Below are 20,121 nucleotides of genomic sequence, written 5' to 3'. Positions count from 1 at the left end.
GGAAAGGGCGAGTTCGCTCTCTTCTACAAACGCCTCATCGCCAATGGCAAAAAGCCAATGGTGGCTATCGTCGCCGTCATGCGAAAGATCGTCGTCACCCTAAATGCGAGACTAAGAGACGCCCTGATCCCTCAGAGTTGATGACGAAGTCAGGGTGGTCTTCCGCAAATCGCGGACGGTGGCGACTGTCGGCAGCAGAGGTCTCGATCCCCTTTTTTGTCCTAGCTTAGGCCCGGCTTCGATCGTCCATCCTCCTAAAATCCTTAACCCGGTTTTGGAATGGCTCTTGACGTCTCCGAAAAATGGAATAAATATTTCACCAACTAGGTATTTTGGTTCTTTCGTTCCGGAACATCTGTTTCAAACAGGGAGCCTGGCGTTCCAATCCTTGGGAAAACGCCGTCCGGAACAGAGACGACATCAGGGAGAGATTCCTCGGGCGATCGGGGATTCCGGGTAGGTCGGTGCAGCCGGACACCAAATGTGGAGGAGAAACACAATGAAGAAACTGATTTTGGGCGTCGCCTTTGCGGCGCTGATGAGTTCGTCCGCCTTTGCCGCCAAGATCGGCGTGTCGATGGCCAAGTTCGACGACAACTTCCTGACCGTGCTGCGCAACGGCATGATCGAGCAGGCCAAGGGTATGAGCGGCGTCGAGTTGCAGGTCGAAGACGCACAGAACGACGTCGCCAAGCAGCTCGACCAAATCAAGAACTTCGCCGCCTCGGGCGTCGACGCCATCATCGTCAACCCGGTCGACACGTCGGCCACGCAGGCGATGTCCGATGCCGCCGCCGCCGCCAAGATCCCGCTCGTCTATGTCAACCGCGAGCCGGTCAATGTCGACACGTTGCCCGACAACCAGGCTTTCGTCGCCTCGAACGAGGCCGATTCCGGCACGCTCGAGACCAAGGAAGTCTGCCGCCTGTTCACCGAGGCCGGCAAGAAGGAAGCCAATGTCTATGTCATCATGGGCGAGCTTTCCAACCAGGCTGCCGTGCAGCGCACCAAGGACATCGACGATGTCATCGCCACGCCGGAGTGCAGCTTCATCAAGATCATCGACAAGCAGACCTCGAACTGGAATCGCGACGAAGCGCAGAACCTGATGACCAACTGGCTGTCGACCGGCAAGCCGTTCGACGGCGTCATCGCCAACAATGACGAAAGCGCCATCGGCGCCATCCAGGCGATGAAGGCCGCCAACGTCGACATGAAGTCGGTGGTCGTCGGCGGCGTCGACGCCACGCAGGACGCGCTTGCCGCCATGCAGGCGGGCGACCTCGACGCAACCGTGTTCCAGGACGCGGCCGGCCAGGGCGCTGGCGCGCTCGATGCGGCACTGAAACTCGCCAAGGGCGAGAAGGTCGAGCACAAGGTCTACGTGCCCTTCCAGCTCGTGACGCCTGCCAACATCGACAAGTTCCTGAAGAAGAACTGAGGCAAGCGCTTCGCTCGACCAACGGAGCGGCGCATCAACATCCGCGCCGCTCTTGTCTCCCTCACCGCCCTGACGGGCGGGAGGGCAGGTGCGGCCTCACGGAGGACAAGACATGTCACAGACATCGCATGGCGTCGGCGGGGTCAGCTATGACGCGAAGAAGCGCACATGGCCGGCCGAATTCAACGTCTTCCTGGCGCTCGTCATCCTCGTCATCGTCTTCGAACTGATTGGCCGCATCTTTCTCGGCGACTCCTTCCTGTTCAACACCCGCGACAACGTCGCCGGCATCTTCAACGAGGCCCGCCTGCAGATCATCATCCTGCAAGTGTCGATCGTCGGCATCATCGCCATCGGCGTCACGCAAGTGATCATCTGCGGCGGCATCGACCTGTCCTCGGGTTCGATTGTCGGCGCCACCGCCATGATCGCCATGAGCTTCGCCCAGGTGGCGACGGTCAACGGCAACCCCAACCCCAAGGCGATGTTCCTGGCGCAAGGCTGGACCGACCTGCCGGTCATCGTGCCGGTGCTGGTTGCGATCGGCTGCGGCATGCTCGCCGGCCTGATCAACGGCTCGTTGATCGCCTACACGCGCATCCCGCCATTCATCGCCACCCTCGGCATGATGATCACCGCGCGCGGCATCGCCAAATGGTGGTCCAAAGGCCAGCCGATCTCGTTTCCCACCGACAGTTTTGCCGCCATCAGCACCGGCTCGAGGCCGGTCATCATCTTCCTGGCGCTGGCGGTGCTGTTCCAGCTGATCCTGACCTATACGCGCTACGGCAAGCATTGTTATGCCATCGGATCCAACGAGGATGCCGCGCGCATGTCCGGCATCAAGATCCCCAATCACAAGATCCTCGTTTACACGATTGCCGGCATTCTTGCCTCGCTCGCCGCGGTCGTGTTGTGCTCCAAGAACCTGACGGCACAGTCCGGCATGGGTGTGATGTATGAGCTCGACGCCATCGCCATGGCGGTCATCGGCGGCGTCTCGCTGTCGGGCGGTCGCGGTTCGATCATCGGCACGGTGATCGGCGCACTGATCTTCGGCGTCATCATTTCCGGCTTCACCTTCCTGCGCCTCGACGCCTACTATCAGGAGATGGTCAAGGGCGTGATCATCGTCGGCGCGGTCGTGCTCGACCAGTGGCGTCAACGCATGCGGGCATTGAGGGCTTGACCATGTCAGACATCGTCCTGAAGACCGAAAACCTCACCAAGCGCTATGGCGGCGTGCATGCGCTGGAAGGCGCCAATTTCGAGCTGCGCAAGGGCGAACATGTCGCCATCATGGGCGACAATGGCGCCGGCAAATCGACCTTCGTGCGCCAGATCACCGCCGTCGAGCAACGCACCAGCGGCCAAATCTGGTTCGACGGCAAGGAAGTGAATTTTGCCGGCCCGATCGAGGCCCGCACCGCGGGCATCGAGACGGTCTTCCAGAACCTGGCGCTCGCCGACGATCTCGACGTACCGTCGAACCTGTTCCTCGGCCGCGAAAAGGTGCTGTTCAATCTCGGCCCGTTCTCGATCCTCGACCGCAAATACATGCGCAAGGCGACCGAGGCGGCGCTGATCCGCACCGCGGTGAAAATCCCCAATCTGTCCAACACCATCCGCCACATGTCGGGCGGCCAGCGGCAATGCGTGGCGATCGCCCGGACCGCAACCTTCGCCTCCAAGCTGATCATCATGGACGAGCCGACGGCGGCGCTCGGCGTGCAGGAGACGGCGCAGGTCGAAAACATCATCCGCACGCTGAAGGACAATGGCGAGCCGCTGATCCTGATCAGCCACAATATGCGCCAGGTGTTCGACCTGTGCGACCGCATCGTCGTGTTCCGGCGCGGCCGCATCGTCGCCAATCTGCGCAAGGAAAACACCGACGGCAACGACATCGTCTCCTACATCACCGGCGCCAAGACCGGGGAGGCGGAACTCGCGGCCTAAACAGGATGATCATCCGGTTTCCGGGACGATCTGACGCGCTGAGCAATTCCGGGAAAGTGTGAAACGGTTTTCCGTCCGGAATTGCGCCAAAACAAGAAGTACCCTTGCCACCTTCCCTCAGGGGAAGGTGGAGACACAACTCTCTCGAACCCATCCCCCTAGAGGAAATACTCCATGACTGTTCGTTTCGCCCTCCTCGGTGCCGGCCGCATCGGCAAGGTCCACGCCCGCGCCGTCGGCTCCAACCCGCAGGCCAGACTGGTGGCCGTCGCCGATGCCTTCGAGAAGGCGGCGACCGAGCTGGCGACTGCCTATGGCGCCGAGGTGCGCACCATCGACGCGATTGAAAAATCAAAAGATATCGACGCCGTCGTCATCTGCACGCCGACCGACACCCATGCCGATCTGATCGAGCGCTTCGCCAAGGCCGGCAAGGCGATCTTCTGCGAGAAGCCGATCGACCTCAACGTCAAGCGCGTGGAAAAATGCCTGGCCGTGGTCGACAAGGCCAAGGCGACGCTGATGGTCGGCTTCAACAGGCGTTTCGATCCGCATTTCGCCGCCGTGCGCAAGGCGATCGACGACGGCGCCATCGGCACTGTCGAAATGGTCACCATCACCTCGCGCGATCCGGGCGCGCCGCCGGTCGACTACATCAAGCGCTCGGGCGGCATTTTTCGCGACATGACCATCCACGATTTCGACATGGCGCGCTTCCTCCTCGGCGAGGAAGTGGTAGCGGTCAGCGCCCATGCCTCGGTGCTGGTGGACAAGAAGATCGGCGAAGCCGGCGATTTCGATAGCGTCAGCGTCATCCTCGAGACCGCGTCGGGCAAACAGGCCGTCATCTCCAACTCGCGCCGCGCCACCTATGGCTACGACCAGCGCATCGAGGTGCATGGCTCCAAGGGCATGGTCGCCGCCGAAAACCAGCGGCCGGTGTCGATCGAACTGGCCAACGAGAAGGGCTATACCCGCCCGCCGCTGCACGATTTCTTCATGACCCGCTATCTCGACGCCTACGCCATCGAGATCGCCGCCTTCATCGCCGCCGCAACCTCGGGCAAGAAGGCATCGCCGAGCGGCGCCGACGGCCTCGTGGCACTGAAGCTGGCCGATGCGGCGCTGAAGTCGGCGACGTCAGGCAAGACCGTCCGTCTCGACAAGTAAGAACTCACAGGAGCAGAGCGATGAGCACATCAGCCGATCGCAATTCGAACACGCGCACCATCGTCACCGGGGGCGCGCAAGGCATCGGCTTTGCCGTCGCCACAGCACTGGCCGATGAGGGCTGCCGGGCGCTGGCGCTCATCGGCCGTTCGCAGGAGAAGGGCGACAAGGCGGTCGCCCACTTCAAGAAAGCCGGTGTCGACGCCATCTTCATCAGCGCCGACGTTTCGAAAGTGGCCGACTGCAAGCGCGCTGTCGCAACCGCGATCTCGCATTTCGGCACCATCAACGCGCTGGTCAACGCCGCCGCCACCTCCGCACGCGGTTCATTGGTCGAGACCTCCGAAGAGGTCTTCGACCAGATTTTCCAGACCAATGTGCGTGGCCCGTTCTTCCTGATGCAGGGCGTGGTTGCGCATCTGCTGGACAAGAAAGCGCCTGGCTCGATCGTCAATGTGCTGTCAATGTCGGCGCATTGCGGCCAATCCTTCCTGGCGCCCTATTCCTCGAGCAAGGGCGCGCTGGCGACGCTGACCAAGAATGTCGCCAACGCCTATCGCTTCAACCGCATCCGCTGCAACGCCGTGCTTCCCGGCTGGATGGACACCGAGGGTGAGGACATCGTGCAGAAGAAATGGCACGGCGCCTCCGACGACTGGCTGGCCAAGGCCGAGGCCGGCCAGCCGATGGGCCAGCTGGTGAAGCCGGATCAATTGGCACGGCTGATCAGCTACATGGTGAGCCCGCAATCCGGCGTCATGACCGGGTCATTGGTCGACTACGACCAGAATGTTGCGGGGACATCACCGGAGTAGTTTCAACCCCTGTTGCGACAGCATCGCCATCCCTATATAGTCATGATAGTCAGACTGGTCACGAGGGATGCGATGCTAACGTCGCCCAAAGACACGAACTGGACGGTCGCCGGGGCAAAAGCCCGGCTCTCCGAGGTTATCGAGCGCGCGCAATCCTCGCCGCAGACGATCACCAAGAACGGCAAACCAAGCGTGGTTGTCGTCTCGGCCGAGGAATGGCAGCGCAAGACCGCGCGCAAAGGGACGCTCGCCGAGTTCCTGCTGGACTCGCCGCTGCGGGGCGCCGATCTCGACCTTGAACGCCAGCGCGACGAACCGCGCGATCTGCCGCTGTGAGACTGCTGCTTGATACGAATGTCCTGTCCGAGGTGACAAGGCCGGCGCCGGATGCACGCGTTGTGGAATGGCTGGACGGGCTTGATGAGGACCGCTCCTTCATCAGTGTCGTGTCCATCGCCGAGATCCGGCGCGGCGTAGCCCTCATGGATGAGGGCCGCAAACGCGAGGCGCTGGCCGAATGGCTCGCCCGGGACCTGCCGCAGCGCTTCGAGCAGAGGGTTTTGCCGGTGGACGAACCGGTGGCCTTGGCCTGGGGCGACCTGATGGGCGTTGCAAAGCGCCATGGTCGCGGTCTGTCATCGATGGATGGCCTGATCGCAGCCACGGCGATTGCGCAGGAACTCACCCTGGCAACGCGCAACACCAAGGATTTTGAAGGCTTTGGGCTTGAACTCTTCGATCCCTGGACCGCATGAGCGGTCGGCTGCATGAGCTTGAAAGCAGCCGATGTGCCCTCGCCACAAGAGAACATCACGATGCACCCATATTGGATCACGATGAACGGTCATATAGGCGTCGGCATCACCGCGCGGTCGGAAGTCGACGCCTTGCAGCTCTTCGAACTTGCCTTCGGGTCCACCGAGAAAGTCGTCAGCATTGAGAACATCAAGGACGTGAACGACCTCGACCAGAATCATGTTGTTCCCAATCTTGGCGGAGCCAACTGGTTCCGGCGCGGCATCTGGTTTCCGCAGGGCCAGGAGCACATCCCAGACTGGGACAATGCGTAGCCGCATCAGAGACGTGACAAACACCCCGGCATCGATTATATGAGCCTCATGATCAACCTGTCCGCCACGTATTGGTACTTTAGCAGCTCGCTGGCGGCGGGAGGATTGCGCTCGATCTGAAGATTGCAGCAACAAGTCCGAACAGCCGCCAGACCTGGCGGCTTTTTTGTTTCAGCCGGCAGGTCTCCTAAAAAACAGGAGCAGAAAGCCGTGTTGACCACCACAGACGACCTTCGGGTCACCGAAATCAGGGCATTGAGCACACCGGAAGACGTGATGCGCGAGATACCGCGCACGCTGACGGCGACGCGCGCCGTCGCCACGTCGCGCAACGCCATCCATTCCATCCTTACGGGGGCCGACGATCGACTGCTTGTCATCGTCGGCCCTTGTTCCATCCACGATCCGGTCGCGGCCGTTGACTATGCCAGCCGTCTGGCGGCGCTGCGCGAGACCCTGTCCGACCGGCTCGAGATCGTCATGCGCGTCTATTTCGAGAAGCCGCGCACCACGGTCGGCTGGAAGGGCCTGATCAACGATCCCGACCTGGACGGCAGTTTCAACATCGAGAAAGGGTTACGCATGGCGCGCAACGTCTTGTCGGCCGTCAACAATCTCGGCCTGCCGGCAGCGACCGAGTTCCTCGATATGACCATCCCGCAATACATTGCCGACCTCGTCGCCTGGGGCGCCATCGGCGCGCGCACCACCGAAAGCCAGATCCACCGCGAGCTGGCATCGGGCCTGTCCTGTCCCGTCGGCTTCAAGAACGGCACCGACGGCAATCTCAGGATCGCGGCCGAGGCGGTGAAATCGGCTGCCCAGCCGCATCATTTCATGGCGGTGACCAAGGGCGGGCGCAGCGCCATTGCTGCAACGACTGGCAATGAGGACTGCCATGTCATCCTGCGCGGCGGCGTTCAGCCCAACTATGACGCGGCAAGCGTCGAGGCGGCCTCGGCCGAACTCGCCCGCATCGGCGTCACCCCTCGTCTGATGATCGATGTCAGCCATGCCAACTCGGCCAAGAAGCCCGAGAACCAGCCCAAGGTGGCGGCCGACGTCGCCGGCCAAGTCGCGGCGGGCGACGAGCGCATCATCGGCGTCATGATCGAGAGCAATCTCGTCGCCGGCCGGCAGGACGTGGTGCCCGGCAAGCCGCTCGTCTACGGCCAGAGCATCACAGATGGCTGCATCGACTGGGCGACCACCGAGACGGTGCTGCACGGCCTCGCCGGTGCCGTCGAATGGCGCCGCTCAACCCGCCGCGCCATGCTGGAGAGCCGGCAGGGCGCGGCTTGACGCTTGCCGGCGTTTGCTCGGCACGCACCCCCACCTAACCCTGCCGTGGCTCGCCCCGGCAAGATTAAGGGTGGGGGTATTCGTCAAGCGCAAGGGCCCAGGCCATAGGCGGCGATTGCACTGCGGCGGGTAGCAGCAATCAAGCCGCCTTCAAACCGTGCCAGGCGGTCAGCACCGAAACCACAACCAGAAGCAGTCCGGCCGCCCGGCCGGCAAATATGGTCGCCCGCGGATTGGCGACCAGCAGATTGCGGCTGCGCCCGGCTGACACTGCGAGCCCGCCATAGACGGCAAACTGCGTGGCGACCGTCATCAATCCCATGATGGCCGCCTGCATCCAGATCGGGCCATAGGCCGGCTTCAGGAACTGCGGATAGACCGCAAAGACGAAGAGATAGGCTTTGGGATTGATCAGGCAGATCACCAGCCCCTGGCGAAACGCCTTCCATGCGGAGCGGCTGCCGGCCGGCCCGTCTTGGCCGACCTTGATCGAGCTGCGTATCAGCGTCAGGCCGATATAGGCCATGTAGGCGGCGCCGGCGATCAGCAGCGGGTTGTAGAGGATCGGCACGAAATGCATCAGCAGGCCGACGCCGACCGCGCCGTTCAGCGTATGCACCATGCCGCCCGTCATGATGCCGCCGGTCGCGGCAAGCCCTCTGTTGCCGCCGCCGGTCAGTGCATTGGCAAGCACGAACAGCATATCCATGCCGGGCACGATGATGATGCCGAACAGCAGGATAAAGAAAAGCCAGAGATTCTCTGCATAACTCATGTCAGTTGCCTGTCGCTTCCTGCCAGTGTGCCGTTGGGGAGTTTGTTGATTTTCAACCCGATAGGCAGTCCAATAGATCATCCCAACTGACGGGGATGTGTCAGTAGCGTTTGATCGGGAGAGGAAAATGCGCAAGGCGTCGCGCCTGTTCGAGATCATCCAGATCCTGCGGCTGGCAAGGCAGCCGGTGACGGCGGCAATGATCGCCGAGCAGCTGGAAGTGACGGTCCGCTCGATCTATCGCGACATCGCCGCACTGCAGGCGATGCGCGTGCCGATCGAGGGTGGGCGCGGCATCGGTTACATACTGCGCCCCGGCTTCGATCTGCCGCCGCTGATGTTTTCGATTGAGGAAATGGAGGCGATCGTGCTGTCGCTGGCGCTGCTGGAGCGCACGGGCGACAGCGAACTCAAGCAGGCGGCCAAGCGCGTCAGCGCCAAGATCGCCGGCGCAGTGCCACCGCCCTTGCGTCAGGCGTTCGACGCCAATGCGTTGCATGTCTGGGGTTTCGCCGCGCCCGCAATCGGCACGATCGATCTGGCGCTGGTGCGGCGCGCCATCCGCGATGAGGAGAAGCTCGACCTCTCCTATCGGGACGAAATGGGCCGCGCTTCCGAGCGGCTGATCCGCCCGATCGCACTGATCTACTATGCCGAGACCGCCAACATCGTCGCCTGGTGCGAACTGCGCCAGGCGATCCGCAATTTCCGCAGCGACCGCATCGAGGCTTGCCAGCCGACCGGCCTGCGCTTCAAGGGCGAAGGCGATCGCTTGCGGCAGGTCTGGGTCGACGGTTGGGAGACGGACGCTGTGGCCGCGGCCGGCTGAGGGTATTACCGCACGTCCACCCAGCGCTTCTCCTCGAACGACCTTGCCATTGCGTGCACGGTGCGTTCGATCTCCAGCCCTTCCGCAAATTCGATCACCCGCGCAGGCGTGCCGGCAAGCCGGGTCAGCAATTCATGGCATTCGATGATCTTGAGGTCGTTGAAGCCGAGGCCGTGGCCCGGCGCCGGCAGGAAGGCGTCGTAGGGTTTATGGTGCGGCGCCACCAATATGGTGCGATAGCCTTGCTCGGTCGGGCGGTCGGCGGTGACGTAAAGCTGGATTTCGTTCATCCGCTCCTGGTCGAACAGGATTGATCCCTTGGAACCGAAAATCTGGATGGCGATGCGGCCCTTGCGGCCCCAGGCCGAGCGGTTGACCAGCAGCGTGCCGGCAATGCCGTTCTCGAGATGCATCAGCACGCTGGCAATGTCGTAGGTCTCGACCGCGCGGCGGCCGCCGCTGGCCAGCTTGCGGTCGGCATAGGGCTTGGCCATGTCGCAGATGACTTTTGCGACGCGGCCGAACAGCGCCGAGACCAGCGACAGCGGATGCACGGCGAAATCGTCGAGCGCGCCATAGCCGGATGCCGCCTCGTGCTTCCAGAAGAACAGCGCTTCGGGATCGGCCATGAAATCCTCATCCATCTCGATGCGCAGATGGTTGACCTCGCCGATGATCTTCTCATCGAGCAGCGCGCCGATGTGGCGGATCGCCGGACTCTGTATGTAGTTGTAGCCCAGCGCCGCCACCTTGCCGGACTTCTTCGCCGCGGCCGCCATCGCCTCGGCTTCGGCAAAGCTCGGCGCCATCGGCTTTTCGCACCACAAATGCTTGCCGGCTTCGAGGATGGCGATGGCCATTTCCGGATGGAACTGGTTGGGTGTGGTCAAGGAGACGATATCAACCTCGGGATCGTTGACCACCGCGCGCCAGTCGCCGGAGGCCTTGGCAAAGCCGAACTCGCCCGCCTTGCGTTTCGCCAGTTCCTCATTGACCTCGCCGAGATGAACCAGTTTTGGCTTGGCGACATCCGGAAAGACGGCACCGACGGCACTCCACGCTATGGCGTGGCACTTGCCCATGAAACCCGTGCCGATAAGACCGACGCCGACCATCTTCTTCTCCACTGGATAAGATCCTCGGTGGATGAATTAGTCCATTTTGTTCTGAAATGGAATGTCTGCCTCATTTTTTATGGCGTTCTTGCGCAGGCTCGCTATGATGGGGCACAGAGGACGTTCTCAAAGAGGGAGCATGATGTTGTCCGAAAACCGCTTCACACTTTTCGGCATCATGCTCTAGATGAGCTTGGACGGGCCGACGATGGACGAACGGGTACCTCGCGATTTCGAGACGCTGCGCGCCACGATCCTCGATCGGCGTGAAACCTTGCCCAAACGCATCGCCCAGATCGCCGCCTACGCGCTCGACAATCCTGATGACATCGCCTTCGGCACCGCCGCCAGCATCGCCGCTTCGGCCGGTGTGCAACCCTCGACCCTGATCCGCTTTGCCCAGCAGCTTGGCTTCGACGGCTTCACCAGCCTGCAGCAGGTGTTTCGCGAGCGGCTGCGCGAACGCAACTCCTCCTATGATGAGCGCTTGCAGGCGCTGCGCGCCAAGGCCGATGCGGGTGCGGGACACCGCGCCATCTTCGACGGCTTCGTCGCCGCCGCCAGCACCTCGCTCAACGACATTTCGCGCACGCTGGACGAGGCGCATCTCGAAGACGCGATCTCGCTGCTGGCCAAGGCCGAGACCATCTACGTGCTCGCCAAGCGCCGATCCTATCCGGTGGCAAGCTACATCGCCTATGCTTTGGGCAAATTGAAGATCCGCAACCAGCTGATCGAATCGGCCGCCGGGCTGAATGCCGAGATGGTCGCCTTTGCCACGCCGGCCGATGCCGTCATCGCCATCAGCTTCTCGCCCTATGCGCCGGCAACCATCGAGGAAGCCCGCACCATTTCCGAACAGGGCGTGCCGATCGTCGCCATCACCGACAGCTCGTTTTCGCCGCTGGCGCAGTTCGCCAGGGTGTGGTTCGAGGTTGCCGAGGCCGATTTCGCCGGCTTCCGCTCGCTGTCGGCCACCATGGCGCTGGCCATGGCGCTGACCGTCGGCGTCGGCGAGAAACGGCGCAGCACCGGCCGCAAGGGTAAAGGTTAGATCACCTCCACGGCCGCCTCGCCTGCCGCCGAAAGCCGCGCGGCGTCACGCCCCGGCGGCGCTCCGAACTGGCGAGCATATTCGCGGCTGAACTGGGAAGCGCTCTCATAGCCGACGGAAAAGGCGACGCTGGCCACATTGCCTGGCTGGGCGAGCAGCAGATGGCGGGCCTCCAGCAGCCTTATCTGTTTTTGATACTGGATCGGACTCATCGCGGTCGCCGCCTTGAAGTGACGGTAAAAGGCAGCCTCGCTCATATGGGCGATCTGGGCGAGGTTACTGACCCGGATCGGCTGATGGCAATGCGTCCGGATCCAGGCGATCGCCTGGCCGATGCGGGACAGATGGCCATCGGCGCGCGCAAGCTGGCGAAGCTTCCCGCCCTGCGGTCCTTGCAGCAGCCGAAACAGCAACTCGCGTTCAAGCGCTGCCGCAAGCACGGGAATCTCCGCCGGCCGGTCGAGCAGCCGCATGATGCGACGCAATGCATCGAGCAAATCGTCATTGACGGGCGAGGTGGAGAAACCGTCGCCGCCAAGCGCCGGCTCATGCTCGACGAGAAGCGCCGCAACAGCCTGCAGGTCAAGGGTGAAGCCGATGGCGAGGTAGGGACGCGCGACGCTCGCTTCGACCAACTGGCTGATGGTCGGCGTCTCGACAGTGTAGATGAAATAGCTGGCTGGATTGTAACGCAGCGCCCGGTCGCCGATCAGAACCGTCTTGGCGCCCTGCAGCACGAACAGGATCCCGGAACCCCACACGCCCGCCACGGGCGCCGTGGTGGTCTCGCTGCGGCCGATCGAAACATGCGGGATAGCCGTTCTCGTCCGTCGTCCCTGCGCATGGCGGCCGGCGATTTCGATCAGTTCCCGCAGTGCCTCGCTCATGGCGTCAGCATTGCGCATCCAGGGGGACCGTGCAAGCCAGATGAGAGGATTAGGCAAGAGGAAGAGAGGTTCCGGCGCGCGGCATTGCCAGCGCCGCGCCATCTCTGTGTCTCCGATATGGACAGATGGAGATATCAAAATGACGACGACGAAAACCGCTGTGGTGACCGGCGCCAACAAGGGCATCGGCCGTGAAGTCACCCGACGGCTGGCGACGATGGGCTTCAAGGTGTGGCTCGGCGCCAGGGATGCCGGGCGCGGCATGGCGGCAGCGCAGGAATTACGCGCCGAAGGCCTGGACGTTCAATGGCTTGCGCTTGACGTCACGCAGGACGACAGCGTGGCGGCTGCCGCCAAAACCGTTGGCGCCGAAAGCCCCGGTCTCGACGTGTTGGTGAACAATGCCGGCATCGCCATCAATTATGAACTGCCGCCGAGCGAGCAGCGTGTTGCCGACATCCAGGCTACCTATGAGGTCAATGTGTTCGGGCCGATCCGCGTCACCCAGGCCTTCCTGCCGCTACTGCTTGCAGCGCCGGCCGCGCGCATCGTCATGGTCAGCAGCTCGACTGGATCCATCGGTCGCGCGCTCGATTCGGGCACGCCGAACCAGGCGGTCAACCTGCTGGGCTATGGCAGCTCCAAGACGGCGCTGAACGCCATCACCGTGGCCTTCGCCCGCGAGCTCGCCCCGCGCGGCATCAAGGTCAATGCCGCCGCGCCCGGCTATACCGCCACCGACCTGAATGGCTTCAAAGGCCACCGCACCGTGCAGCAGGCGGCGGAGATCGTCATACACTTGGCGACCCTGGATGGGGATGGTCCGAACGCCGGCTATTTCAACGACGATGGCCCGCTCCCCTGGTGAAGGAGCCGGCCCCGAAGTCCCCACCCCTTTGTGCCACTTTTAAGAGAAGGAACGCTCATTCCATATTGACTATGGATTGGAATTATTATTTCATATTCCCGGCGTCACGCTGCCGCTCGCGCGTGTCCCCCAACTAGGTTGCCCAAGACAACAAGACTGACGGGAGGTTCCAATGAGCGAAGCCGTGGACGCGAAATACGCTCCGCTCGATGTCATCACCATCGGTCGCGCTTCCGTCGACCTTTACGGCCAGCAGATCGGCTCGCGGCTGGAGGATATCGGCTCCTTCGCCAAGTCGGTCGGCGGCTGTCCGGCCAACATCTCGGTCGGCACGGCCAGGCTCGGCCTGCGCTCGGCGCTGCTAACCCGCGTCGGCGACGAGCAGATGGGCCGCTTCATCCGCGAACAGCTGCGGCGCGAAGGCGTCAATGTCGACGGTCTCAAGACCGACAAGGAGCGGCTGACGGCGCTGGTGCTGCTTTCGGTCGAGAGCGAAGGCGTCTCGCCGATGATCTTCTATCGCAGCGACTGCGCCGACATGGCGCTCGCCGAAGAGGATATCGATGAGGCCTTCATCGCCTCGGCCCGTTCCATCGTCGTCACCGGCACACATTTTTCCCGGCCCAACAGCGACGCCGCCCAGCGCAAGGCGATCCGCATCATCAAGGCCAAGGGCGGCAAGGTGGTGTTCGACATCGACTACCGCCCCAATCTCTGGGGCCTTGCCGGCCATGCCGAAGGCTTTGAACGCTATGTGAAATCCGACCGTGTCTCGGCGCAGCTGAAGACGGTATTGCCTGATTGCGATCTCATCGTCGGCACCGAGGAAGAGATCATGATCGCTTCCGGCGCCGATGATTGCCTGAGCGCGCTGAAGACCATCCGCGCGCTGTCCTCGGCCACCATCGTTTTGAAGCGCGGCGCCATGGGCTGCATCGTCTATGACGGGCCGATCAGCGACGATCTGGAAGACGGCGTCGTCGGCAAGGGCTTTCCGATTGAGATCTACAATGTGCTCGGCGCCGGCGATGCCTTCATGTCCGGCTTCCTGCGCGGCTGGCTGGGTGGTGAAGACCATGCGACGTCGGCGACCTGGGCCAATGCCTGCGGCGCCTTTGCCGTGTCGCGGCTGCTCTGCGCGCCGGAATATCCGACCTTCGAGGAGCTGCAGTTCTTCCTCAAGAACGGCAGCAAGCATCTCGCTTTGCGCAAGGACGAGGCGATCAACCATATCCATTGGGCGACGACGCGTCGGCGCGACATCCCCTCGATGATGGCGCTTGCCTGCGACCACCGCGTCCAGCTCGAGGATGTGGCGGCCAAGACCGGCGCCGACCCGGCCCGCATCCGCGACTTCAAGGTGCTGGCGGTCAAGGCTGCGGCGAAAGTCGCCGCCGGCCGTGACGGCTATGGCATGCTGATCGACGAGAAGCATGGCCGCGAGGCGATGTTTGAATTCGCCAGGCATCCCTTTGCCTGGCTCGGCCGTCCCGTCGAACTGCCGGGATCGCGGCCGCTCCGCTTCGAATTCTCGCAGGACATCGGCTCGCAACTGGTGGAATGGCCGGTCGACCACTGCATCAAATGCTTGTGCTTCTATCACCCCGATGATCCGGCAGAACTCAAGGAAGAGCAGCAGCAGAAGTTGCGCGCCCTGTTCGAGGCGGCGCGGAAGGTCGGCCGCGAATTGCTGGTCGAGATCATCGCCGGCAAGCACGGCAAGCTCGACGACACCACGATCCCGCGCGCGCTGGAAGAACTCTATGCGCTGGGCATCAAGCCGGACTGGTGGAAGCTCGAGCCGCAGGCCTCGGCCGGCGCATGGGCCAAGATCGAGGCCGTCATCCTTAAGCACGATCCGTGGTGCCGTGGCGTCGTGCTGCTTGGGCTGGAAGCGCCGCAGGACGAGCTGGAAGCTGCCTTCGCCGCGACCGCCAAGGCGCCGATCGTCAAAGGTTTCGCCGTCGGCCGCACCATCTTCGTCCACGCCGCCGAACAGTGGTTGGCCGGCAAGATGTCGGATGACGAAGCGATCGCCGACATGGCCGCGCGCTTCGAACAGTTGACCGAAGCGTGGCTTGCCGCGCGTGGCCGTAAAGCAGCATAAAGGCGCGGCACAGGACTGCGGAGGAAACACTATGACGAAGACAATCCGCCTGACGATGGCGCAGGCGCTGACCCGCTTTCTCAGCAAGCAGATGACCGAGATCGACGGCAAAAAAGTGCCGATCTTCGGCGGCGTCTGGGCGATTTTCGGCCACGGCAATGTCGCAGGCATCGGCGAGGCGCTCTATCAGGTGCGCGATGAACTGCCGACCTTCCGCGCCCACAATGAACAGGCGATGGCGCATGCGGCGATCGCCTATGGCAAGGCTAATTTCCGCCGCCGCTTCATGGCTGCGACCTCGTCGATCGGCCCTGGCGCGCTCAACATGGTGACGGCGGCGGCCCTTGCGCACGTAAACCGGCTGCCCGTCCTGTTTTTGCCGGGCGATGTCTTCGCCAACCGCATCCCCGATCCGGTGCTGCAGCAGGCCGAAGATTTTTCCGACGGCACGGCGACGGTCAATGACTGCTTCCGTCCAGTGTCGCGCTATTTCGACCGCATCACCCGGCCGGAGCAGATCATTCCGGCGCTGAGCCGGGCCATGCAAGTGCTGACCGATCCGGCCGAGTGCGGCCCGGTGACGCTGTCGCTCTGCCAGGACGTACAGGCCGAAGCCTATGACTATCCCGAGAGCTTTTTCGCCGAGCGGGTCTGGCACCAGCGCCGGCCGCGTCCGGACCGTGGCGAACTGGCAGCGGCTGTGGCCGCGCTCAAGGGCGCCAAGAAGCCGCTGATCATCGCGGGGGGCGGCGTCTTATATTCGCAGGCATCGGATGAACTGGCAAAATTCGCCGAAACCGCAGGCATTCCGGTCTGCGAGACGCAAGGCGGCAAATCCTCGCTGCCCGACAATCATCGGCTCAACATGGCGGCAGTCGGCGTCACCGGCACGTCAGCCGCCAACCGGCTGGCGGAAGAGGCCGATGTCGTGCTGGCCATCGGTACGCGCCTGCAGGATTTCACCACCGGCTCGTGGGCGCTGTTCAAGAATGCCGGCAAGACCATCATCGGGCTGAATGTGCAGCCTTTCGATGCCGGCAAGCACCGGGCTTTGCCGCTGGTCGCCGATGCGGCCGAAGGGCTCGCCGAACTCGGTGCTGGGCTCAAGGGCTGGAAGGCGCCTTCCGCCTGGACCGACAATTCGGCCACCGGCAAGAAAGCCTGGCAGGCCGATGCCGGCAAGGTAACGGCCTCGACCAACGCCGCCTATCCCTCGGATGCTCAGGTGATCGGCGCCGTGCAGCGCGCCCTGGGCTCCGGCGTGACTTTGCTGCATGCCGCCGGCGGTCTGCCCGGCGAGTTGCACAAGCTCTGGCAGGCCGGCGCGCCCGGCTCCTACCACGCCGAATACGGCTTCTCGACCATGGGCTATGAGATTGCCGGCGGCCTCGGGGCGAAGATGGCCAAGACCGATGAAGAGGTCGTCGTCATGATCGGCGACGGCTCCTACCTGATGCTGAATTCCGAGATCGCCACCTCAGTGATGCTCGGCCTCAAGCTCACCATCGTGCTGCTCGACAACCGCGGCTATGGCTGCATCAACCGGCTGCAGATGGCCACAGGCGGCGCCAACTTCAACAATCTGCTGAAGGACTCGCGCCACGAAATCCTGCCCGACATCGACTTCGCCGCACATGCCGCCAGCATGGGCGCAATCGCCGAAAAAGTGCCATCAATCGCCGGCCTGGAAAACGCGCTGCAGCAGTCGAAAAAGAACGACCGCACCACCGTTCTGGTCATCGACACCGATCCGCTTGTTTCCACCGATGCCGGCGGCCATTGGTGGGATGTGGCGGTGCCGGAAGTCTCCGCGCGCAGCCAGGTCAACGCGGCACGCAAGGCCTATGACGAAAAGCGGCAGATGCAGAGCGTGGGTGACTGAAGTGGGCGCGGCCCCTCACCTGCCTGCCGGCATCCTCTCCCCGTATAGGGACGGGGAGAGGGACGCTGTCATCACCGGTTTCGCCAATCACCGTCGTCGCAAGAAAGACGCTGAGGTCGCGGCTAGACCCCTTCTCCCCGTCACTATACGGGGAGAAGGTGCCGGCAGGCGGATGAGGGGCAGCGCCGGCGGCAAAAGAATGAACTGTTTCAATCCGGAGTGACGACTTGAAAGCCAAACTGGGCATGTCCCCCATTGCATGGTGGAATGACGATCTTGCCGAACTCAGCGACGACGTCTCGCTGGAAGAATGTCTGCGCCAGTCGCGCTCGGCCGGCTTTACCGGCATGGAAATGGGCCGGCGTTTTCCCAACGATCCCGCTGTCATGCTGCCGATCCTGAAAAAGGCCGATGTCACGCTGTGCGGCGGCTGGTTCTCTGGCACGCTGGTCGACGAGGACATGGGCAAGAACAAGGATCGCATCCAGCCGATGATCGACCTGTTCAAGGCGGTCAACGCGCCTTGCATCGTCTATGGCGAGGTCGGCCGCTCGATCCAGGGCGATCGCTCCAAGCCGCTCGCCACCAAGCCGAAATTGTCGGGCGACGAGATGAAGGCCTATGCAAGGCGGCTGACCGAGTTCGGCGAATGGTGCGCCGAGCAGGGCATGCCACTGTCCTATCATCACCACATGGCGGCGGTGGTCGAGACCGAGCCGGAACTCGATGCCTTCATGCGCCATTCCGGCGACGGCATTCCGCTGCTGCTCGATGCCGGCCATCTCGCCTTTGCCGGCGGCGACGTGCTGCGCGCCATCGACAACCACCACAAGCGCATCAGCCATGTCCATGTGAAGGATGTGCGCATGGCCGTGATCGACGGGCTCGACCGCACGAAACAGTCCTTCCTCGATGCCGTGGCGCTCGGTGCCTTCACTGTGCCCGGCGATGGCTCGCTGGATTTCGGCGCCATCGTGCAGCGTTTCGCCGACTATGGCTATGAAGGCTGGTTCGTGGTCGAGGCCGAGCAGGACCCGAAGAAGAACCCGCCGCTCAAGATGGCACAGGTGGGCCATAAGGAGCTGATGCGGGTGATGACGGCAGCCGGCTACACCGTCGAGACGCAAGGGTTCCCCAATGTCTGATGCGACGGGTTTCCGCCGAGCCAGCTTGCTGTAGATTGGCCCGATGAAAGATTACGAACACCCATTCTTCCGGCCGCTGTGGCGGCGCGTTGCCGTCGTCGCCGTCTGCGTGATCTGGGCGATCATCGAATTCGCCTCCGGCACACCGTTCTGGGGCGTCATCGCGCTCGGCTTCGCCGCCTACGCCGTCTGGCAGTTTTTCTATCTCTACAAGCCGGCAGACGAGAGCAAGGCTGCGCCAGATCAACCGAAGACCGGCGAAGCGAAGGCCGACGCCGAACCGAAGGAATGAAGCGGCCCACGGCTCGGAAGGGCTTGCGGATCGGACACTCGAGACCTGGCGAATTGCATACGTCGGCGATTGGCCGGAACGCCCTGAGCTTCGTCATCCTAAGGCGGAGCGAGGAGCGTAGCGACGCAGCGCAGACCCTAGGATCCATGCCGTGAGTTTGAAGGTAGCGTGACCGTGCAGAATTCCGCTCCGCTGCACCCTTCGGCCGAGGTAACGGCATGGATCCTAGGATCTCCGCGACGGAGCTTCGCTCCTGCTACGCCCTAGGATGACGAAGGGGTGGGCGCTTCGGCCAATCTCTAGGGTCTGCGGCTTCCCACAAACAGCACTCTTGGCGCTCACAGCCAATGCCAAAGAAATAGGAGACAAAAATGTCGAAACTGCTCGTCAAAGCCGACAAGGGCCATGGCCGCGTCGCCCATGTCACGCCCAAAAGCGCCGGCTGGACCTATGTCGGCTTCGACTTGCACCGGCTGCGGCCGGGCGAGACCGCTTCCGGCAAGACGGGCGATCGCGAAGTCTGCCTGGTGTTCGTCACCGGCAAGGGTACGGCAAAAGCCGGCGGCCAGGATCTCGGTCTACTCGGCGAGCGCATGTCGCCCTTCGAGGGCAAGCCATGGTCGGTCTATATCCCGCAGGGGTCGGACTGGTCGGTCACCGCCGACACCGATCTCGAACTCGCCGTCTGCTCGGCGCCGGGCCTGGGCGGCGGCCTGCCGGTTCGCGTCATCGCGCCCGACGATCTCGGCCAGGAAGTGCGCGGCAAGGGCACCAACACGCGTTACGTCACCAACATATTGCCGGAGGGCAAGCCGGCCGACTCCCTGCTTGTGGTCGAGGTCATCACGCCCGGCGGCCATACATCGAGCTATCCGCCACATAAGCACGACCAGGACAATCTGCCTGCCGAATCCTATCTCGAGGAAACCTACTATCACCGCCTCAACCCGCCGCAGGGCTTTGCCTTCCAGCGCGTCTATACCGATGCCGACAAGTCGGGCGCCCGCGAACTGGACGAGGCGATGGCGATCGAGGACGGCGATGTCGTGCTGGTGCCCAAGGGCTACCACCCCTGCGCCGCCTGCCACGGCTACGACCTCTATTATCTCAACGTCATGGCCGGTCCGAAGCGGACGTGGAAATTCCACAACGCGGCCGAGCACGAATGGCTGATGAAGGCCTGACCACCCCTGTCTTTCAGGGGGAAGCTGTTGGCCAGTTCGGAAAAATCGTCGGCTAACGACCGATGGGGTCGATTTGCCATCGAAAACCCTTCAAAGCTTCGTCAATCCGTCATGGAAATCACCTATGGCAGCGGGGACGGTGCATGTCGCCCAAAAGTGCGCAGCGGTTTTGGGATAAAGACATGCCGAAGCAAATAGACTTAAAGCGCGCCGCATCGAGCCCTCA

General features: G+C 62.9%; 20 protein-coding genes and 1 pseudogene. 18 read left to right on the top strand and 3 right to left on the bottom strand.

Going from position 1 to position 20,121, the window contains the following annotated elements; all coding sequences use genetic code 11:
- The 10 genes and pseudogenes from AC04SG_RS18095 to AC04SG_RS18050 form a co-directional block, all read left to right on the top strand.
- Nucleotides 1-141 (top strand): annotated as a pseudogene (locus tag AC04SG_RS18095) (IS110 family transposase); the annotation flags it as partial.
- 358 nt (nucleotides 142-499) lie between these two features.
- Nucleotides 500-1,441: a sugar ABC transporter substrate-binding protein gene (locus AC04SG_RS18090; RefSeq protein WP_192255366.1), complete on the top strand. Its 942-nt coding sequence runs from the start codon at nucleotides 500-502 to the stop codon at nucleotides 1,439-1,441.
- 112 nt (nucleotides 1,442-1,553) lie between these two features.
- Nucleotides 1,554-2,630, top strand: a complete 1,077-nt coding sequence (locus AC04SG_RS18085) for an ABC transporter permease (protein WP_352582733.1) — start codon at nucleotides 1,554-1,556, stop codon at nucleotides 2,628-2,630.
- Between the two features lie 2 nt (nucleotides 2,631-2,632).
- Nucleotides 2,633-3,400 carry an ATP-binding cassette domain-containing protein gene (locus AC04SG_RS18080; RefSeq protein WP_112559919.1) on the top strand — a complete coding sequence of 256 codons (768 nt, stop codon included), beginning with the start codon at nucleotides 2,633-2,635 and terminating at the stop codon, nucleotides 3,398-3,400.
- A gap of 174 nt (nucleotides 3,401-3,574) precedes the next feature.
- Complete coding sequence (gene iolG, locus AC04SG_RS18075; RefSeq protein ID WP_352561261.1) at nucleotides 3,575-4,570, top strand: inositol 2-dehydrogenase; 996 nt, start codon at nucleotides 3,575-3,577, stop codon at nucleotides 4,568-4,570.
- Nucleotides 4,571-4,590: 20 nt separating this feature from the next.
- Complete coding sequence (locus AC04SG_RS18070) at nucleotides 4,591-5,385, top strand: SDR family oxidoreductase (protein WP_488552136.1); 795 nt, start codon at nucleotides 4,591-4,593, stop codon at nucleotides 5,383-5,385.
- Between the two features lie 72 nt (nucleotides 5,386-5,457).
- Nucleotides 5,458-5,721 carry a type II toxin-antitoxin system Phd/YefM family antitoxin gene (locus AC04SG_RS18065; RefSeq protein ID WP_352561257.1) on the top strand — a complete coding sequence of 88 codons (264 nt, stop codon included), beginning with the start codon at nucleotides 5,458-5,460 and terminating at the stop codon, nucleotides 5,719-5,721.
- Nucleotides 5,718-6,140 (top strand): PIN domain-containing protein, encoded by a 423-nt coding sequence (locus tag AC04SG_RS18060; protein ID WP_488552135.1) that lies wholly within the window; start codon nucleotides 5,718-5,720, stop codon nucleotides 6,138-6,140. Before AC04SG_RS18065 ends, AC04SG_RS18060 begins: the two co-directional genes overlap by 4 nt.
- An 18-nt stretch (nucleotides 6,141-6,158) precedes the next feature.
- Nucleotides 6,159-6,455: a hypothetical protein gene (locus AC04SG_RS18055; protein ID WP_488552134.1), complete on the top strand. Its 297-nt coding sequence runs from the start codon at nucleotides 6,159-6,161 to the stop codon at nucleotides 6,453-6,455.
- A 210-nt stretch (nucleotides 6,456-6,665) separates the two neighbouring features.
- Entirely contained in the window at nucleotides 6,666-7,757 is a 1,092-nt protein-coding gene (locus tag AC04SG_RS18050; RefSeq protein ID WP_488552133.1) for a 3-deoxy-7-phosphoheptulonate synthase, read from the top strand.
- 139 nt (nucleotides 7,758-7,896) lie between these two features.
- On the opposite strand, the gene AC04SG_RS18045 is transcribed toward AC04SG_RS18050, so the two are convergent.
- The gene (locus AC04SG_RS18045) at nucleotides 7,897-8,532 is read right to left on the bottom strand and encodes a LysE family translocator (RefSeq protein ID WP_488552132.1); all 636 of its coding nucleotides are present in this window, start codon (nucleotides 8,530-8,532) and stop codon (nucleotides 7,897-7,899) included.
- Between the two features lie 127 nt (nucleotides 8,533-8,659).
- Between AC04SG_RS18045 and AC04SG_RS18040 the strand changes: the two genes are divergently transcribed.
- Nucleotides 8,660-9,361, top strand: coding sequence for a helix-turn-helix transcriptional regulator (locus AC04SG_RS18040; protein ID WP_488552131.1), 702 nt, complete (start codon nucleotides 8,660-8,662; stop codon nucleotides 9,359-9,361).
- A gap of 5 nt (nucleotides 9,362-9,366) precedes the next feature.
- Here AC04SG_RS18040 and AC04SG_RS18035 read toward each other — a convergent pair whose 3' ends face one another.
- The gene (locus AC04SG_RS18035) at nucleotides 9,367-10,476 is read right to left on the bottom strand and encodes a Gfo/Idh/MocA family protein (protein WP_488552142.1); all 1,110 of its coding nucleotides are present in this window, start codon (nucleotides 10,474-10,476) and stop codon (nucleotides 9,367-9,369) included.
- Between the two features lie 208 nt (nucleotides 10,477-10,684).
- Here AC04SG_RS18035 and AC04SG_RS18030 point away from each other — a divergent pair, with 208 nt between their 5' ends.
- Nucleotides 10,685-11,530: a MurR/RpiR family transcriptional regulator gene (locus AC04SG_RS18030; RefSeq protein ID WP_192255350.1), complete on the top strand. Its 846-nt coding sequence runs from the start codon at nucleotides 10,685-10,687 to the stop codon at nucleotides 11,528-11,530.
- Here AC04SG_RS18030 and AC04SG_RS18025 read toward each other — a convergent pair.
- Nucleotides 11,527-12,417 (bottom strand): AraC family transcriptional regulator, encoded by an 891-nt coding sequence (locus AC04SG_RS18025; protein ID WP_488552130.1) that lies wholly within the window; start codon nucleotides 12,415-12,417, stop codon nucleotides 11,527-11,529. The genes AC04SG_RS18030 and AC04SG_RS18025 overlap by 4 nt on opposite strands.
- 139 nt (nucleotides 12,418-12,556) lie before the next feature.
- Between AC04SG_RS18025 and AC04SG_RS18020 the strand changes: the two genes are divergently transcribed.
- The 6 genes from AC04SG_RS18020 (at nucleotide 12,557) to iolB (ending at nucleotide 19,895) form a co-directional block, all read left to right on the top strand.
- Nucleotides 12,557-13,285: an SDR family NAD(P)-dependent oxidoreductase gene (locus tag AC04SG_RS18020; RefSeq protein ID WP_488552129.1), complete on the top strand. Its 729-nt coding sequence runs from the start codon at nucleotides 12,557-12,559 to the stop codon at nucleotides 13,283-13,285.
- A gap of 172 nt (nucleotides 13,286-13,457) precedes the next feature.
- Complete coding sequence (locus AC04SG_RS18015) at nucleotides 13,458-15,392, top strand: bifunctional 5-dehydro-2-deoxygluconokinase/5-dehydro-2-deoxyphosphogluconate aldolase (RefSeq protein WP_488552128.1); 1,935 nt, start codon at nucleotides 13,458-13,460, stop codon at nucleotides 15,390-15,392.
- A gap of 31 nt (nucleotides 15,393-15,423) precedes the next feature.
- Nucleotides 15,424-17,274 (top strand): 3D-(3,5/4)-trihydroxycyclohexane-1,2-dione acylhydrolase (decyclizing), encoded by a 1,851-nt coding sequence (gene iolD / locus AC04SG_RS18010; protein WP_488552127.1) that lies wholly within the window; start codon nucleotides 15,424-15,426, stop codon nucleotides 17,272-17,274.
- Between the two features lie 227 nt (nucleotides 17,275-17,501).
- Entirely contained in the window at nucleotides 17,502-18,419 is a 918-nt protein-coding gene (iolE, locus tag AC04SG_RS18005) for a myo-inosose-2 dehydratase (RefSeq protein ID WP_488552126.1), read from the top strand.
- A 43-nt stretch (nucleotides 18,420-18,462) separates the two neighbouring features.
- The gene (locus tag AC04SG_RS18000) at nucleotides 18,463-18,711 is read left to right on the top strand and encodes a DUF3329 domain-containing protein (RefSeq protein ID WP_488552125.1); all 249 of its coding nucleotides are present in this window, start codon (nucleotides 18,463-18,465) and stop codon (nucleotides 18,709-18,711) included.
- A 371-nt stretch (nucleotides 18,712-19,082) separates the two neighbouring features.
- On the top strand, nucleotides 19,083-19,895 hold the full coding sequence (gene iolB / locus AC04SG_RS17995; protein ID WP_488552124.1) for a 5-deoxy-glucuronate isomerase: 813 nt from the start codon (nucleotides 19,083-19,085) through the stop codon (nucleotides 19,893-19,895).
- Nucleotides 19,896-20,121 lie beyond the last annotated feature (226 nt).

Source organism: Mesorhizobium sp. CNPSo 4684 (assembly GCF_057784315.1).
Note: the sequence above shows the minus strand (reverse complement) of the source record. Positions and strands in the feature narration are given on the sequence as shown.